Origin of the sequence: Jiangella alba (assembly GCF_900106035.1) — a bacterium.
Taxonomy (GTDB): Bacteria; Actinomycetota; Actinomycetes; order Jiangellales; family Jiangellaceae; genus Jiangella; species Jiangella alba.
In genome coordinates, this window is record NZ_FNUC01000003.1 from 2,030,432 (window position 1) to 2,046,756 (window position 16,325).

11 protein-coding genes are annotated in these 16,325 nt (G+C 71.2%); 9 read left to right on the forward strand and 2 right to left on the reverse strand.

Annotated features, from left to right (window positions below):
* Positions 1-22: 22 nt before the first annotated feature.
* The 4 genes from metX to BLV02_RS11875 are packed head-to-tail and all read left to right on the forward strand — an operon-like array spanning position 23 to position 4,388.
* Positions 23-1,300: a homoserine O-acetyltransferase MetX gene (gene metX / locus BLV02_RS11860; RefSeq protein WP_083289275.1), complete on the forward strand. Its 1,278-nt coding sequence runs from the start codon at positions 23-25 to the stop codon at positions 1,298-1,300.
* Complete coding sequence (locus BLV02_RS11865) at positions 1,297-2,601, forward strand: O-acetylhomoserine aminocarboxypropyltransferase/cysteine synthase family protein (RefSeq protein ID WP_069115166.1); 1,305 nt, start codon at positions 1,297-1,299, stop codon at positions 2,599-2,601. Before metX ends, BLV02_RS11865 begins: the two co-directional genes overlap by 4 nt.
* Positions 2,598-3,083: a CoA-binding protein gene (locus tag BLV02_RS11870; RefSeq protein WP_069115165.1), complete on the forward strand. Its 486-nt coding sequence runs from the start codon at positions 2,598-2,600 to the stop codon at positions 3,081-3,083. Before BLV02_RS11865 ends, BLV02_RS11870 begins: the two co-directional genes overlap by 4 nt.
* Positions 3,084-3,140: 57 nt before the next feature.
* Complete coding sequence (locus BLV02_RS11875) at positions 3,141-4,388, forward strand: MFS transporter (protein WP_083289261.1); 1,248 nt, start codon at positions 3,141-3,143, stop codon at positions 4,386-4,388.
* Between the two features lie 93 nt (positions 4,389-4,481).
* On the opposite strand, the gene BLV02_RS11880 is transcribed toward BLV02_RS11875, so the two are convergent.
* Positions 4,482-6,917: an exo-alpha-sialidase gene (locus tag BLV02_RS11880; RefSeq protein ID WP_069115163.1), complete on the reverse strand. Its 2,436-nt coding sequence runs from the start codon at positions 6,915-6,917 to the stop codon at positions 4,482-4,484.
* A gap of 233 nt (positions 6,918-7,150) precedes the next feature.
* On the opposite strand from BLV02_RS11880, the gene BLV02_RS11885 reads away from it, so the two are divergent.
* On the forward strand, positions 7,151-9,493 hold the full coding sequence (locus BLV02_RS11885; protein ID WP_069115162.1) for an arylsulfatase: 2,343 nt from the start codon (positions 7,151-7,153) through the stop codon (positions 9,491-9,493).
* Between the two features lie 12 nt (positions 9,494-9,505).
* Here BLV02_RS11885 and BLV02_RS11890 read toward each other — a convergent pair whose 3' ends face one another.
* Positions 9,506-10,663, reverse strand: a complete 1,158-nt coding sequence (locus BLV02_RS11890; RefSeq protein WP_083289260.1) for a substrate-binding domain-containing protein — start codon at positions 10,661-10,663, stop codon at positions 9,506-9,508.
* Between the two features lie 180 nt (positions 10,664-10,843).
* Between BLV02_RS11890 and BLV02_RS11895 the strand changes: the two genes are divergently transcribed.
* Genes BLV02_RS11895 through BLV02_RS11910 form a run of 4 tightly spaced genes read left to right on the forward strand, consistent with a single transcriptional unit; the run spans position 10,844 to position 16,307 of the window.
* The gene (locus BLV02_RS11895; RefSeq protein ID WP_069115160.1) at positions 10,844-12,007 is read left to right on the forward strand and encodes a mandelate racemase/muconate lactonizing enzyme family protein; all 1,164 of its coding nucleotides are present in this window, start codon (positions 10,844-10,846) and stop codon (positions 12,005-12,007) included.
* Positions 12,008-12,042: 35 nt separating this feature from the next.
* A complete protein-coding gene (locus BLV02_RS11900; protein ID WP_069115159.1) occupies positions 12,043-13,800 on the forward strand; it encodes a sialidase family protein in 1,758 nt (585 codons plus the stop codon).
* A 37-nt stretch (positions 13,801-13,837) separates the two neighbouring features.
* Positions 13,838-14,926, forward strand: coding sequence for a cellulase family glycosylhydrolase (locus tag BLV02_RS11905; RefSeq protein ID WP_069115158.1), 1,089 nt, complete (start codon positions 13,838-13,840; stop codon positions 14,924-14,926).
* Positions 14,927-14,948: 22 nt separating this feature from the next.
* Complete coding sequence (locus tag BLV02_RS11910; RefSeq protein ID WP_176986522.1) at positions 14,949-16,307, forward strand: ABC transporter substrate-binding protein; 1,359 nt, start codon at positions 14,949-14,951, stop codon at positions 16,305-16,307.
* The last annotated feature ends 18 nt before the right edge of the window (positions 16,308-16,325 follow it).

Here is a 16,325-nt window from a genome sequence, read left to right on the forward strand (position 1 = left end):
AGCGAGGGCGGACGGGGTGGTCATGAGCACACGCGCGGCGGCTGGGAGCGGTCGCCCGGCCGCCGCCGGCTCGCCCGGCACCGGCTCGGCCGCCGCCGGCTCGGCCGAGGCCGCCGGCACCGCCCTGGCCGCCGGCTCGGCCGGCACTGTCGAGACCCGCTTCCTCGACCTGCCCGGCCCGGTCCGGCTCGACTCCGGCCGCGACCTGCATCCGGTCCGCGTCGCCTACGAGACCTACGGCACGCTCTCGCCCCGCCGCGACAACGTCGTCCTCGTCTGCCACGCCCTCAGCGGCGACGCCCACGCGGCCGGCGTCTCCGCCACCGCGGCGAGCACCCGTGACGGCTTCGGAGCGGAGGACCGCGACGGCGCCGCGGGCCGCAATCTCGGCTGGTGGGACGGCATGATCGGCCCGGGCAAGGCGTTCGACACCGACCGCTGGTTCGTCGTGTCGACCAACCTGCTCGGCGGCTGCCGCGGGACCACCGGGCCGGCGAGTCCCGACCCGGCGACGGGGCAGCCGTACGGCCCGGACTTCCCGGTGCTCACCGTCGCCGACCTGGTGCGGACCCAGCGGGCGTTCCTGGACGAGCTCGGCGTCGCGCGGCTCGCGGCGGTGGCCGGTGGCTCGCTCGGCGGCATGCAGGCGCTGGAGTGGGCCGTCCGCTACCCGGACCAGGTCGGCGCCGTCGTGGCGATCGCCAGCACGCACGCGTTGCACCCGCAGGGCGTGGCATGGAACGCGATCGCCCGCGAGGCGATCCTGCGCGACCCGGCCTGGCAGGGCGGCCGCTACTACGGCACGGGCCGGGCGCCCGACGGCGGCATGGGCGTCGCGCGGATGGTCGGCCACGTCACCTACCTGTCCGGGCCGGCGCTGGCGGCGAAGTTCGGCCGGCGGCTGCAGTTCGCCGACGACGTCCGGTACACGCTCACCGAGCCCGAGTTCGCGGTCGAGAGCTACCTGCGCCACCAGGCGGCGTCGTTCGTCCGCCGGTTCGACGCCAACACCTACCTGACGCTGTCCCGGGCGCTGACGTACTTCGACCTCGCCCGCGAGCACGGCGGCGGCTCGCTCACCCAGGCGCTCGCCGGTGTCCGGGCGCGGACGCTGCTGATCGCGTTCGACTCGGACTGGCTCTACCCGCCGGCCGGGTCGAGGGAGCTCGACGCCGCGCTGCGCGAACTGGGCAAGCCGGTCGACCTCCACGTGCTCGACACGCCGTACGGGCACGACAGCTTCCTGCTCGACGAGGCCCGGCAGACGCCCATCATCCGGCAGTTCCTGGAGGCACAGTGACCGACCGCGTCGAGCAGGACCGCGCGTTCGGGTTCGAGACCCGGCAGCTGCACGCCGGGCAGCGGCCCGACCCGAACACCGGCGCCCGCGCGGTGCCGATCTTCCAGACCACCAGCTATGTGTTCGAGGACCCGGAGTCCGCGGCGGCGTACTTCAACCTGCAGGAGTACGGCAACACCTACTCGCGGATCATGAACCCGACCGTCGCGGTGTTCGAGGAGCGGGTGGCCAGCCTCGAAGGCGGCGCCGGCGCGGTCGCGTTCGCCAGCGGCATCGCCGCGCAGGCCGCCGCGCTGTTCACGCTGCTGCAGCCGGGCGACCACGTCGTGTCGTCGTCGGCGCTGTACGGCGGGACGGTGAACCAGCTCAAGCACCTGCTGCGCAAGATGGACGTCGAGCTGAGCTGGGTCGATCCCGACGACGGCGACGCCTGGCGCGCAGCGGTCCGGGCGAACACGAAGGCGTTCTTCGCCGAGACCATCGGCAACCCGGCCGGCAACGTGCTCGACGTCGAGGCCGTCGCGGCGATCGCGCACGAGCACGAGCTGCCGCTGATCGTCGACAACACCTTCGCGACGCCGTACCTGTGCCGGCCGATCGAGTGGGGCGCCGACATCGTCGTCCACTCGGCCACCAAGTTCCTCGGCGGCCACGGCACCAGCATCGGCGGGGTGGTGGTCGAGGCCGGCACGTTCGACTGGTCCAACGGGCGGTTCCCGGTGGTCGCGGAGCCGTCGCCGGCCTACCACGGGCTGCGCTTCCACGAGACGTTCGGCATGTACGGCTACCTGATGAAGCTGCGCGCCGAGACGCTGCGCGACCTCGGCGGCGCGCTGTCGCCGTTCAACGCGTTCCTGTTCCTGCAGGGGCTGGAGACGCTGTCGCTGCGGATGGAGCGGCACGTCGCCAACGCGCTGGCGGTCGCGGAGTTCCTCGACGCGCACGAGCTGGCCTCGAACGTCACCCATCCCGGGCTGCCCGGCAGCCGGTACCGGCCGCTGGTGGAGAAGTACCTGCCCGACGGCGCGGGCGCGGTGTTCTCCTTCGACGTCGCCGGTGGCCGCGACGGCGGGCAGACGCTGATCCGCGGCCTGTCGGTGTGGTCGCACCTGGCCAACGTCGGCGACGCGAAGAGCCTGGTCATCCACCCGGCCAGCACCACGCACCGCCAGCTGGGCGACGCCGAGCTGGCCGCGGCCGGCGTCGGCTCCGGGACCGTGCGGCTGTCGGTCGGCACCGAGTCGGTCGCCGACCTGATCTGGGACCTCGAGCAGGGCTTCGCGAAGGTGGCGACCCGATGAGCGACCTCACCCGATACCAGGACCCGCTGACGATCCAGCGCGTGCTGCACGGCGCCCGGACCATCGCCGTCGTCGGCCTGTCCGGCAACGAGCTGCGCGCCAGTCACTTCGTCGGCTACTACCTGAAGCGGCACGGCTACCGCGTCATCCCGGTCAACCCGCGCGAGACGACGGTCCTGGGCGAGACCAGCTACCCGAGCCTGCGCGACGTCCCGGAGCCCGTCGACCTCGTCAACGTCTTCCGTGCCCCCGACGCCGTCCCGGACATCGCCCACGACACCGTCGCGATCGGGGCGTCGGCGCTGTGGTGCCAGTTCGGCGTCATCAGCGAGGAGGGCGCGCGCATCGCCGAGGACGGCGGCGTCACGGTCGTCATGGACCGCTGCCTCAAGGTCGAGCACGCCCGCTACGCCGGGCGCATGCACTGGCTCGGCTTCAACACCCGCCGCATCACGTCCGTGCGCACCTGGCTGGACCGGTGATCTGCTGACAGCAGAGCGGCGCCGGAGCGGGCGCGGTCCGGGCCGTAGGCTGCTGCGGTGAGTGGGCGGCAGCCGCTGGGGCGAGCGTTGGGCAACGTCGTGGCGGCGAATGTCAGCTCGAGCCTGGGCGACGGCATCGCGAAGGTCGCGGCGCCCCTGCTGGCGGCGCGGCTGACCGGCGATCCGCTGCTCGTCTCCGGTATCGCGGCGGTCGCGATGCTGCCGTGGCTGCTGTTCGCCATCCCGGCCGGGATCCTGCTGGACCGTGTCGACCGGCGGCGCGCGATGACGCTGGCCAACGGGGCGAGGTCGCTCCTGGCGGTGCTGTTGCTGGTGCTGTTCGCGACCGACGCGCTGACGATCTGGTGGCTCTACCTCGTGGTGTTCGTCTACGGAGCGCTCGAGACGGTCTACGACGGCGCGTTGCGGGCGGTGCTGCCCTCGATCGTCGCCAAGCCCGACCTGCCGCGGGCGAACTCGCGGGTCGAGGGCGGCGAGATCGTCGTCGAGCGGTTCCTGTCCGGCCCGCTGACCTCGGCGCTGTTCGCGGTGTCGGTGGTGGTGCCGCTCGGCGTCAACGCGCTGACGTACGCGGTCGCCGGCGTCCTGGCCGTGTTCCTCCCCGTCGCGGCGGCCGGCGCCCACCGCGGCGACCCGCGCGAACCGCACGTCGCCTGGTACCGGCAGTTCACCGTCGGCTTCCGCTACCTCATGGGTCATCCGATGCTGCGGAAACTGTGGATGATCAGCGTGGTGGTCGGCCTGTTCTTCTCGGCCGCCACGGCGACGATGGTGCTCTACGTGCTGAACCGGCTCGGGCTGCCCGAGGCGTGGTACGGCGCGTTCATCCTGGCCGGCGCCGTCGGCTCGCTCGGTGCCGCCGCGCTGGCCAACCGGCTGAAGGAGCGGTACCGGGCCGGGCCGGTGATGGCCGTCGCGCAGACCGTGTCGCTGCTGGCGCTGGTCCTCATGGGCGCCGTTCCGGTGCTCGGCGTGGTCGCGTTCGGCTATCTCCTCTCCGCCGCCGGCACGACGGTGTGGAACATCCTGGTGATGTCGCTGCGCCAGGCCGCGATCCCGGGCCGTCTGCTGGGCCGGGTCCACGGCACGTGGCGCACGCTGCTGTGGGGCACCATGCCGCTCGGCTCGTTGCTGGGCGGGATCCTGGGCCGCGTCGATCTGCGGGCCCCGTTCCTGATCGCGGGCGGTGCCGCGGCGCTGGTCACGCTCGCGTCGTTCCGCTTCCTGGCCGGCCTGCCCAACCCGGAAGACCTCGACGACGTGGACGCGACCGGCCCACCGTGAGCGCCGTGTCCCGCGCCGAGGCCGATCGGCTGGCGCGGGACACGGCTGGAGCCGGCCCGGGAGATCAGGCCCGGGTGGCCGGCGTGCGTGCGGTCAGAGGCCGCCGCACTGGCCGGCCTTCGGTCCGTCCACCTGGTTGGCCGCGCCGCCGTCGACCGGCGGCACCTGGTTGCCGGCGCAGCTCAACGGCCCGTCGACGGTGTTGGCGCCGAAGCGGACCGGCCCGGCGTTCTGGTTCAGCGCGACCGGCCCGGTCACCTCGTTGCCCGCACAGCCGTGGGCCGGATCCCCGACGACGGTGGCTCCGGTGCTGCCGGAGACGGCCACCGGCCCCTCCACCTCGGTGCCGCAGATCAGCACCGCGGCCGCGCCGGACGCCCGCACCGGACCATCGATCACCGACCCGTCGACCACCAGCTGGCCACCCGCGGCGACGGTCACCGGGCCGCTGACGTTCGCCTGGTCAATGCAGGTGACGCCGGCCCCGGCGGTGAGTGGCCCGTCGTGCTCGCCGGTCACCGTCGTCGTGCAGGGAACCGGAGCGAACTCGACGCCGATGTCGGCCCGCGGATTGCCGAGCACGAAGCTGAACGACCCGTCCCCGCGGTCCTGGGCGATCTTGAGGTACCGGTCGGTGACGGCGAACCCGTCGAACCGGTGCACCAGCCGGCCGCCCTCGACCCGGGACGAGAAGGACCAGCCGTCGACCTCGGTGTAGTGCTCGTTGTCGGGGCTGCTGAGCACTCGGTAGCTGGCCGCGGTCAGCCGGCTCGCGGTGTCCTCGTCGGTCAGCTCGACGGCGGTGACCGCCTGCCCAGCGGGCGGGGTGACCTCGAGGCCGAGGCTGCGCCGCCGGTAGTCGAAGGCCATCCGGCCGGGCGCGCAGGCGCGGTCCCAGTTGGCCACCGACCGGTCTTCCGGTGCGATGTCCAGCTCGGTGTAGCCGATCCGGTAGAGACCGCTGGAGCTGGAGGTGCCGGACACCTGCACGACGGCGCCGTTCACCACGCCCGCCTCGGCCAGCGTCGCGGCCGGATCGAGCGGCTGCCCGTCCCGGGTGCGCAGCGTGAGCGAGTCACCCGGGTGGCAGACCAGCCGGTTGGCCTGGGCCGCGAGCACGGCGCCGACGGTGGTGGTGGCCGGGTAGCCGACGCGCGCGTGCGACATCGGCAGGAACCAGTCCTCGCGGTCGGACCGCTCCACCACGAAGCTCGGCTGCGCCGTCGCCCTGGCCGCCGCGGCATCGGCCTGCGCCTGGCAGGCGGCCGCGTCGGGTGCGTCCTCCAGCACGTTGGCCGCCAGTCGGAAGGGCCCGCCGCCGGACTGGATCTGGAAGACGGTCAGCAGCCGGCCGTCGTCGAGCCGGTGGTAGTCGGGCTCGGCCGAGGTGAAGCTGGCCTGGTTGCGGGGGTCACGGAGGAAGACCTGGCCCTGGAACGAGCTGCCGCCGTCGAACGACACGCTCACGGCCGCGCGGCTGCCCGGGCCGCGGTAGCCCAGCAGCAGCTTGGACCGGCCGTCGCCGAGGTGGTCGCTGCAGGGGGCCATCGTGGCCGACAGGGTCGAAGCACCGAGGCCGCTGGCCAGTGGGGTGCTCCAGGTCCGGCCGCCGTCGCTGGAGCGGGAGACGTAGAACTGGCCCGACGTCCCGCCGACGCTGATGTCGAACCGGACGAAGGCCACGATGGTGCCGTCCGGCAGCACCTCCAGGGTCGTCTCGTTGGCCCCGCCGGGGAACAGCTCGCCGCCGCCGAACTGGTAGGCCGGCGAGTGCTCGTCGCGCAGGATGCGGTGGTACTCCGGCCAGGTCTTGCCGCCGTCGAAGGAGAGCAGCACGCCGGACTCGTACGGGTTCGGGTCGGTCTCCCAGTCCTCCGGCAGCTCCCGGATGCCCCAGATGGTCTGCACCAGGGTGCCGTCGTCGAGTTCCAGGATGCGCCCGCCACCGCCCCAGGCCTCGCGGAACTCGACCGGCAGGTCGACCGGCTCGTCGGTGCCGGCCCAGGTCTGCCCGCTGTCCGTGGAGCTGGCCACGAACAGGGCCGCCTCGCGGTCGTTGTACGGCTTGTGGTTCACGCCGTCGTTGTACGGCAGCAGGATGGTCCCGTCCCGCAGCGTGGTCATGCCGCGCTGCAGGTGGATGCTGCCGCCCGGGAACATGGTCGGTTCGGCGATCACCTCGGACGCGCCCCAGGTCCGCCCGTCGTCGGTGGACCGGATCAGCCGGAGCTGGCCGCCGGGGTGGGCGTCGGTGGTGGTGTTGAAGCCGACCAGCAGGTCGCCGTTGGGCGCCTCGGTGAGGGCGGGGCGGAACGCCGGCAGCACGCCGCCGCCGAGGTCGGGGAAGGTGTGCTCGCCGGTCATGTCCCACGCGTCGACGACGCGCATGGCGGGGTCGTCGGCGGCGGCTACAGCGACGGAGTCCTCGGCTCCGGCGGGTGTCGCCGCACCGAGGGTGGCGGCGACGGTGGCGCCCGTCGCGAGTATCGCGACGAGGTGGTGACGGCGTGGGCGGCCTCTCTTGATCATCTGCGCTCCTTGTCGGAAGATCGCTGACGGTCCTGGCGGTCGGAGGTTCCAGTAGATGGAACGTCGAGTTCCAATTGTGCGAACAGGATCGTGCCCGCCGGAACGCCTGTCAAGGGCTCGGTCAGCACACGTCGCCGGCGACCGGGCCCGGCGTCACCCGGGTCGGGTGAGGCTGGGGCCGGTCGGTCGCCCGGAGGATGAGGGCGGAGCCCCCTGACGAAGGAGACCCGGCCATGACCAGGAGATTCAACGGGACGATCGACGTCGACGCGCGCGACTCGACACCGGACTGGGAGCCGTACCTGCAGCCGGTGGCGCCCGAGGGCGCACCGAACGTCCTGTACATCGTGCTCGACGACGTCGGGTTCTCGGCCATGGAGCCGTGGGGCGGGCTGATCGAGACGCCGAACATCAGGCGGCTGGCCGAGCGTGGCCTCACGTACACGAACTGGCACACGACGGCGCTGTGCTCGCCGACCCGGTCGTCGCTGCTGACGGGGCGCAATCACACGACCAACGGGATGGCGTGCATCGCCGAGGCGACGGTCGGGTTCCCGAACGGCAACGGGCACATCCCGTTCGAGTGCGCGACGATCGCCGAGGTGCTGGGCGAGCGCGGCTGGAACACCTACATGCTCGGCAAGTGGCACCTGTGCCCGTCGGACGAGATGAACCTGGCCTCGACGAAGCGGAACTGGCCGGTCGGGCGCGGGTTCGAGCGCTACTACGGCTTCCTCGGCGGCGAGACCAACCAGTGGTACCCGGACCTCGTCTACGACAACCACCCGGTGGAGCAGCCGGCGCTACCCGAGGACGGCTACCACCTGACGACCGACCTGACGGACAAGGCGATCGAGTTCATCCGCGACGCGAAGATGATCACGCCGGACAAGCCGTTCTTCATGTACTTCTGCCCGGGCGCGACGCACGCCCCGCATCACGCGCCGAGGGAGTGGATCGACCGCTACCGCGGCCGGTTCGACGAGGGCTACGAGGCGTACCGGGAGCGGGTGTTCGCCCGGCAGAAGGAACTGGGGATCTTCCCCGGCGGCGCCGAGCTGTCGCCGTTGAACCCGTACGCGGGGGAGCAGTCGCCCGACGGGAAGCCGTGGCCGCCGCTGGACGTCGTCCGCCCCTGGGACTCGCTGTCGGACGAGGAGCGGCGGCTGTTCGCCCGGATGGCCGAGGTCTACGCCGGGTTCCTGTCGCACACCGACCACGAGATCGGCCGGCTGCTGGACCACCTGGAGGAGTCGGGGGAGTTCGACAACACCATCGTCGTGCTCGTCTCCGACAACGGCGCCAGCGGCGAGGGCGGCCCGAACGGCTCGGTGAACGAGAACAAGTTCTTCAACGACATCCCCGACGACATCGAGGAGAACCTGCGCTACCTCGACGAGCTCGGGTCGCCGGCGACGTACAACCACTACCCGGTGGGGTGGGCGTGGGCCTTCAACACGCCGTTCAAGATGTGGAAGCGCTACAACTTCGAGGGCGGCGTGGCCGACCCGCTGCTGGTGTCGTGGCCGGCCGGCATCGCGGCCAGCGGTGAGCTGCGGCACCAGTTCCTGCACGCCACCGACATCGTCCCGACGATCTACGACATCCTGGACGTCGAGCTGCCCGGGACCGTCAAGGGCTACCCGCAGGTCCCCCTCGAGGGCGTGAGCTTCCGCTCGACGTTCGAGAGCGACGACGTGCCCACGCCGAAGGAGTCGGCGTTCTTCTCGATGCTCGGGTCGCGCGCCGTGTGGCACAAGGGCTGGAAGGCCGTCACCGTCCACCCGACCATCGCCGGGTGGGGCGCGTTCGACCAGGACCGGTGGGAGCTCTACCACACCGACGCCGACCCGACGGAGAGCCGCGACCTCGCCGCGGAGCACCCCGTCAAGCTGCAGGAGATGATCGGCCACTGGTTCCACCTCGCCGGCATGTACCACGGCCTGCCGCTGGTCGACGCGACCGCGGCGGAGGTCCTGTCCGACCCGACCCGGCCCCAGGTGGCGCCGCCGCGCGGCAAGTACGTCTACTACCCGGGCACGGCCGAGGTGCCGGAGTCGGCGGCGGTGAACGTCCGCAACCGCGACTACGCCATCGCCGTCGAGACCCACATCGACACCTCGGACGCGCAGGGCGTGCTGTTCTCGCACGGCGCCCGGTTCGGCGGGCACGCGCTCTACGTCAAGGACGGCCGGCTGCACTACGTCTACAACTTCGTCGGCAGCAACGTGCAGACGGTCGTCGGCGACGAACCGGTGCCCACGGGCGACGTCGTGCTGTCAGCGGCCTTCGTCAAGGACGGCGACGGCATGCCGACCACCGGCACCCTCAGCCTGTACATCGACGACCGCAAGGTCGGCGAGGGCGCCATCACCACGCAACCGGGCAACTTCTCGCTGGTCGGCGAGGGCCTCAACGTGGGGCAGGACCCGGCCTCCCCGGTGACCGAGGACTACCCCGGCGCCAGCCCGTTCGCCTTCACCGGCGGCACCATCAAGGCCGCGATCGTCGACGTCTCGGGCGAGCCGTTCGTCGATCTCGAGAAGGAGGCGACGGCGATGATGGCCCGCGAGTAGCGGGCGAGGGCGTCAGCCGGCGCCGCCGCGGGCCGGTGGGGCGCACGAGCCGCGGTCGGTGAACGTCGGCTGGATGAGCACGTGCTGGATCGTGGCGGTGCTGTCGAGGCCGAGGTCGTGGGCCATGCGGGCGGCCGTGCGGCCGAGGACGGGCTTGACGGGTGAGCTGGACGTCAGCGGCGGGTCGGTCAGCTGCGCGATCTGGTCCTCGTTGGTGATCACGGAGAGATCCTCGGGGATGCGCCAGCCCCTGGCCCGGACGGCGTGCACGATGTCCAGCGTGGCCTGGTCGCAGTGGCTGATGATGCCGGTGACGCCGGTGCGTTCGATGCTGGCCAGGATGTCGTCCAGGACCTCCTGCTGCGGGCTGAGCGTCGCCCGCGGATCGAGCAGGAGCACGGCGTCCTCCGGGCGGTAGCCGGCGTCCGTGGCCGCCTGCTTCCAGAGCGTCTCGAGGTTCACGCCCACCTGGCGGAGGCCATGGGTCACGAGGGCGACGCGCTCGTGACCGAGCCCGCGTAAGTGGCGCAGGCTCATCTCCCAGCCCTTCTCGTACGCGGTGCGCACCGACGACAGCGCGCGCCCGGTGGCCGCGTCGGCGATGTCGCGTTCGAGGAGGACCACGGGGACGGGCAGCTCGAACAGCCACGACGTGACGTCAGCCGCCGCCGGGAGGACGAACGTGGGCGCGTAGACGATGGCGTGGGCGCCGGCGTCGACGAACTGCCGGCAGATCTGCCGCTCCCGGGCGACGTCGTAGTTCGACACCATCACCGACGCCGGCACGCCCTCGGCGCTCAACGTCTCCTTGACGCCCTGGATGACCGGGGCGAAGTAGTAGTCGGCGGTGGGGACGACGATACCGACGTGCCCGGCGCCGAGCCGTTCGTCGTCGGCGGCCGGGGCCGGATCGTCGGCGGACCTGCGCAGCACCGCGCCGCCGTGCACCTGGCGCAGCAGGCCCTCGGCGTCCATGGCCATGAGATCGCGTCGGATGGTCATCTGCGACGTGTTGAGCTCAGTGGCGAGCTCGCTCACGCGCACCATCGACTCCCCGCGCAGCTTCGCGAGGATCCTGAGCCGGCGTTCACCTGCCAGCAGCGTCTGTTTCCCCACCGTCGGGTCCCACACCTCGTGTGTTCGGATCGGAATCTGGCCCACAGCGTACATTGATCAGCGCTGTATGTTCGAAAATGTGAGAAAACACTATCACGAGCTTCGGAGTCTGAGGCGGACGTGCCGCGTCGCGCCGCAGCGACGTTGTTTGAATGTTGCTATTGACACATAAACAAACAAGTCACTAGCTTGCTCTCCCATGCGAACCAGCTCGCTGACGGAGGACGTGCTTCGGTGAAGATCACCAGTGTCGAGACGCTCAGCGTCGGTTCCCAGACCCCTGGGAACGGACGCCTCACCAACCGGAACTTCCTGTTCGTCCGGGTGCACACCGACGAAGGACTGGTGGGACTGGGGGAGGCCACGCTCGAGGGGCACGACAACGCCGTCCGCGGGATGATCGCCGACCTGGAGCCGCTGCTGCTGGGGGAGGACCCGCGCCGGATCGAGCACCTCACGCAGGTGCTGATCCGGCAGAAGTTCTGGCAGGGCGGCGTCATCAAGGGCAGCGCGGTCGCGGGGGTCGAGCTCGCGCTCTGGGACATCCTGGGCAAGAGCGTGGACCTCCCCGTCCACCAACTGGTGGGCGGGGCCAGCCGCGATCGCATCCGCTACTACCTCAATGGCTGGACCGGCGGCGCGGTGGAGCCGGCGGAGATCGGCGACCGCGCGGCCGAGGCGTTCGGCCAGGGGGAGCGCGCGCTCAAGTTCAGCCTCGCGCTGCCGTCGTGGCCGGTGCGCGACCGCGAGCTGCTGCGCACGCTGGAACGGGCGCTCGACGCCATCCGCGCGGCCGTCGGCGCCGACACACTGGTGATGTTCGACGGCCACGGCCGCTACGACGCCGACCAGGCCATCGCGATGGCGGCGGTGCTGGCCGACTTCGAGTGCTACTTCTTCGAGGAGCCGGTCCAGCCGACGCGGGTCGAGGACACCGCACGGGTGGCCCGCCGCGCGGCGGTGCCGATCGCGGCCGGTGAGCGGCTGGCCCGCAAGGGCGAGTTCGTCGACTACTTCCGTGCGGGCGCGATCTCGGTGGCGCAGCCGGATCTGGCGCACTGCCACGGCTTCGGCGAGAGCCTCAAGATCGCCGCCATCGCCGACGGATTCGGCGGCTGGATCGCGCCGCACGGGCCGATGAGCCCGGTCCTGACCGCGATCTCGCTGCACCTGGACGCCGTGATCCCGAACTTCCTCATCCAGGAACGGCTCCGCAACAGCACGTGGTGCGAGTCGCTGATCACCGAGCCGCTGCGGCCGGCCGAGGGCTACCTGCCGCTGCCGCACGGGCCGGGCTGGGGCATCGAGCTCGACGAGGAGGTGTGCCGCGCCCATCCGCCGATCCAGGTCGACCTGCCGCGGCTGTTCCGTCCCGACGGCAGCGTCGCGGACTGGTGACCAGAGCACCACCGATATCCCGACGACACGAGGACGTGATCGAGATGACGTGGAACCCCCGTATCAGCCGCCGCCACCTGGTGGGCGGCGCCGCCGGACTGACCGGCGCCGCTCTGCTCGGCTCCGGGCCGATCCGCGGCGCCGCCGCGATCCCCGCCGCGGCCGACGTCGCCGGCTCGTCGTCCGGCGCCGCGTCGCTGGAGTTCGACCAGCGCGCCTACGTCGAGCTGGACGCCGCGCTGCTGCACACTCAGAAGGCCACCTACCCGCGGATCAAGAAGCTGCCGGACGGCCGCTACCTGCTGCTCTACCAGGACGCCCAGATCGGGTGGAACATCTTCTGGTCGCTCAGCGACGACCTGCGCAGCTGGTCCGATCCGCAGAAGCTCTTCGCCGCCCACAAGGTCATGGACGGCCAGGACGACCAGGCGTACTCGACCGCCGACGCGGTGATCCTCGCCAACGGCGACATCCTGGCCGTCTGCTCCTACCGGGCCAGCAAGAACTTCTACAAGATCTGGGACGTCTCCGGCCTGGCCCTGCGCCGGAGCACCGACAACGGCGCCACCTGGGACGACGAACGCGTCATCTACGTGGGCCCGAACTGGGAGCCCTATCTCTGCCAGCTCGCCTCTGGTGAGGTGCAGGTGTACTTCAGCCACATCGCGCCCAAGATGGCGGTCGAGAACACCCCGCACTCGTCGGGCGTCGCGATCATCCGTTCGTTCGACGACGGCGCCACGTGGGTGCCAGACGTCGTCGCATACCCGTACGCGGCCGACCGGGTGGCACAGCAGTACCGGACGACGTCCGAGAACGGCGTCAAGATGTTCACCGACCAGATGCCGAGCGCCATCGAGACCGGCCCGCCCGGCCGCATCGCCCTGGCCGTCGAGTCGGCACAGCCCGACGGCGGCCCGATGCGGATCTCGCTGATCCACACCGACCGGAACTGGCCCGACACCCTGGACATGGACGAGACCGGGCCGGCCGACCGGGTGAACAGCATCTTCCCGGGCGCCGCGCCCTACCTCGCCCAGTTCCCCACGGGCGAGACCGTGCTCGCGTACAACACCAGTTCACGCCAGTACCTCCGGCTCGGCGACAGCGAGGCGCGGACGTTCGGCGAGCCGCACGACTACCTGCCGGGCACCGGCTACTGGGGCAGCATCGAACTGACGGGCGACCAGACGCTGGTCAGCTCGATGGCCTACGTGAAGTCCACCGGCAACGCCCTCATGATCGGCACGCTGCACCTCAACCGCGCGCTGACGGTGCACCAGTTCCCGCGCCGGGCCACCGCAGACCTGCGGGTCTGGCCGGAGTCGTCCAGCCGGTTGTTCCTGGGCGGCGACAGCCAGGCGCAGGTGACGATCCGGGCCGGCCGGCACGGCAGCACGCTGCTGCTGCGGCTGGAGCGGCGCGACGACCACCTAGTCGACGGCGACGCCGTGACGATCTACCTCGCCTCGCGGCGGACGCCCGGCCGGCGACTGCGCCTCACCGTCGACGGGCAGGGAGCGGTGGGCGTGGCGGCCTTCGCCGGGGGCGTCTACGCCGACGACGGCGCCACCGTGGTGACGTCCAGGACGGTCGCGCCGGCCCACGACGACGCCGCCGCGTGGGAACTCGCCGTCCCGCTGGTGCCGATGCGGCCGCACGGTGCGGAGCTGGGCCTGACGGCGACCCTGACGAACGTCGACGAGCCCGGCGGCGCCGCCGTGACGACCAGCCTCGTCGGCGTGGACCTCGACGATCCGCGGACGTGGTTCGACCTTCGACTCGGCGGCTGAGCACCGCCGGTTCAGTACACACAGGAGTGGACGAGACATGAGCAGATGGACCGCAGAGCGCGCCTGGGAGTGGTACCGGGCCCGCCCCTGGATCCGCGGCTTCAACTACGTGGCCAGCGACTGCGTCAACCGCATCGAGCAGTGGCAGGAACTGGACCACCACGAGAAGAGCAAGACGTTCGACCGCGAGTTCGAGCTGGCCGCACAGGTCGGGTTCAACGCGATCCGGTCGATCCTGCCGTACGAGGTGTGGCGCGACCAGCACGACGGCTTCATGCAGCGGCTGGACGACTTCCTGGCCACGGCCGCCCGCCACGGGCTGAGCGTCATGATCGTCTTCGGCAACGACTGCACGGTCCCCGCGAAGTACTACACGCCGCCGGTGCTCGGCCCGCAGCCGGTCGACTGGGGCTATCACGGTGGCGTGGCACGCTCGCCGCACGACGTTCTCGACGCGCACGGCTTCAGCGTCCTGGACGTTCCGGAGGAGGCCGAGGGGTTCGGCCGCATGGTCGACGAGATCGTGGGCCGCTACGCCCGCGACGAACGCGTCAACATCTGGGACGTCTTCAACGAGCCCGGCAACAGCCGCCGCGAGTCGCGCAGCCTGCCCGCGATGCGGCGCTTCTTCGAGATCGCCCGGGCACACGACCCCATCCAGCCGCTGACCGCGGGCCCGTGGCGGGTCGACCCGCGCGGCGACCTGTCCGAGATCGAGCAGGTCGCGCTGGAGCTGTCCGACGTCATCTCGTTCCACGACTACGCCGGCTACGGGCGGTCGGTGCAGATCCTCGACCGGCTCAGGCGCGAGGGCCGGCCGTTGCTGAACACCGAGTGGCTGCACCGGATGCAGGGCAACGACGTCGCCAGCCACCTCCCGCTCTACTTCCTGGAGCGGGTCGGCTGCTACCACTGGGGCTTCGTCGCAGGCAAGAGCCAGACCCACGAGCCGTGGGAGGCCATCTGGCGGCGCAAGGAGAACGGCGTCGGCGACCACTACGACTTCACCAAGTGGCAGCACGACCTCTTCCGGCCCAATCTGCGGCCCTACGACCCCCGAGAGATCGACACGTTCCGCGAGTACTTCGTCCTCGCCGACGACCACTTCGCGTCCGGTCGCTGGTGAGCCGGCTCGCGCACGAAGGAGTGTGATCACAGTGTTCGCTCAGCAGATCAGCCGGCGCGCTCTGATCGGCGGCGCCGCCGCCGTGGGCGCGGCCTTCCTGGCCGGCTGCGGCAAGGACGAGCAGGGGCCGAGCCGGGGCTCGTCCGGCGAAGGCGTGCTCAACGTCTGGGGAGCGCTCACCCTGGACCGCGGTGTGGGGGCGCTTCTCGACGCCTTCAAGAAGGAGCACCCCGGCATCCAGGTGAACTACACCCAGTTCACCAACAACTCCGACGGCAATCTCAAGCTGGACACGTCGCTGCAGGGCGGGGCGCCGGTCGACGTGTTCTTCTCATACGGTCCTCAGGCGGTGTCGCGCCGCACCGCGGCCGGCTACGCCATGGACCTCACGGACCTCGCGGCCGGCGACGACGTCGCCAAGCAGTTCACCGGCACGGACCCGCAGCTCACGGCCCTGTTCGACGGCCGGCTGTTCGCGATCCCCACCGTCTACAACCCGTACATGGTCTACCTGAACCAGGACCTGCTCGACGCGGCCGGCATCACCGTGCCCGAGGACTGGACGGTCCAGGAGTTCCACGACATCGCCAAGGAGCTCTGTGGCGGGGCGTACGCGGAGTTCGCCACCTACAAGACGCTGGCCGTCGCCACCATGGGCCTGGGCGGCGACGCGCAGGTGAGCGCCGACGGCACGTCGTCGAACTTCGGCCATGAGCTCTGGCGCCGGCAGTACGAGCTGGAGTTGGAGATGGAGCGCGACGGCACGCTGTTCCCGATCACGCGGGTGCTCGCCGAGAAGGTCGACCTGTACGCGCAGTCGTACTTCCTCTCCGGCGACCACGCGTTCTACCTGGACAACCCCGCCACGCTGCGGTTCGTCAAGGATCAGGAGAACTATCCGCACGACTTCCGCACGACGTTCCGGCCCATGCCCTACCTCGAACGCGGCCAGCAGCAGTGGAACCAGGGCGGCTACGAGGACTCGGTCCAGATCTCGGCGAAGACGAAGTACCCGGAGGCCGCCTGGACCTTCGTCCAGTACTGGCTGGGCGCCGGCGCCGAGCAGCTGCTGACCGCCGGCAAGATCTCGCCCGCCGTCGTGCCCGCACCCGATGCCGGAGCCGACGCCCTGCTGCCCGGACTGCTGGGCGACGAGCGCGACGACCTCTTCGACGTCGAGGCGTTCACCCGGGTCGCGTTCGCGGAGGACATGAAGCTCAGCGTCACCACGCACACCGCCGGTCTCTCCGAGATCGGCACGATCCGCAAGTCGCTGGACGAGCAGCTGCGGCTGGGCGAGATCGACGTCGACGAGCTCCTGACGCAGCTCGAGGAGCAGGCCGACGCCGCCATCGCCAAGGATCTCGAGACGAACGCCTGACGGCGCGGAGGGAACGTC

Bases quoted from the DNA above. Each gene is read 5' to 3' on its own strand.
- metX (WP_083289275.1), top strand. From the start codon at position 23: ATGAGCACACGCGCGGCGGCTGGGAGCGGTCGCCCGGCCGCCGCCGGC.
- BLV02_RS11870 (WP_069115165.1), top strand. From the start codon at position 2,598: ATGAGCGACCTCACCCGATACCAGGACCCGCTGACGATCCAGCGCGTG.
- BLV02_RS11880 (WP_069115163.1), bottom strand. From the start codon at position 6,917: ATGATCAAGAGAGGCCGCCCACGCCGTCACCACCTCGTCGCGATACTC.
- BLV02_RS11885 (WP_069115162.1), top strand. From the start codon at position 7,151: ATGACCAGGAGATTCAACGGGACGATCGACGTCGACGCGCGCGACTCG.
- BLV02_RS11890 (WP_083289260.1), bottom strand. From the start codon at position 10,663: ATGTACGCTGTGGGCCAGATTCCGATCCGAACACACGAGGTGTGGGAC.
- BLV02_RS11905 (WP_069115158.1), top strand. From the start codon at position 13,838: ATGAGCAGATGGACCGCAGAGCGCGCCTGGGAGTGGTACCGGGCCCGC.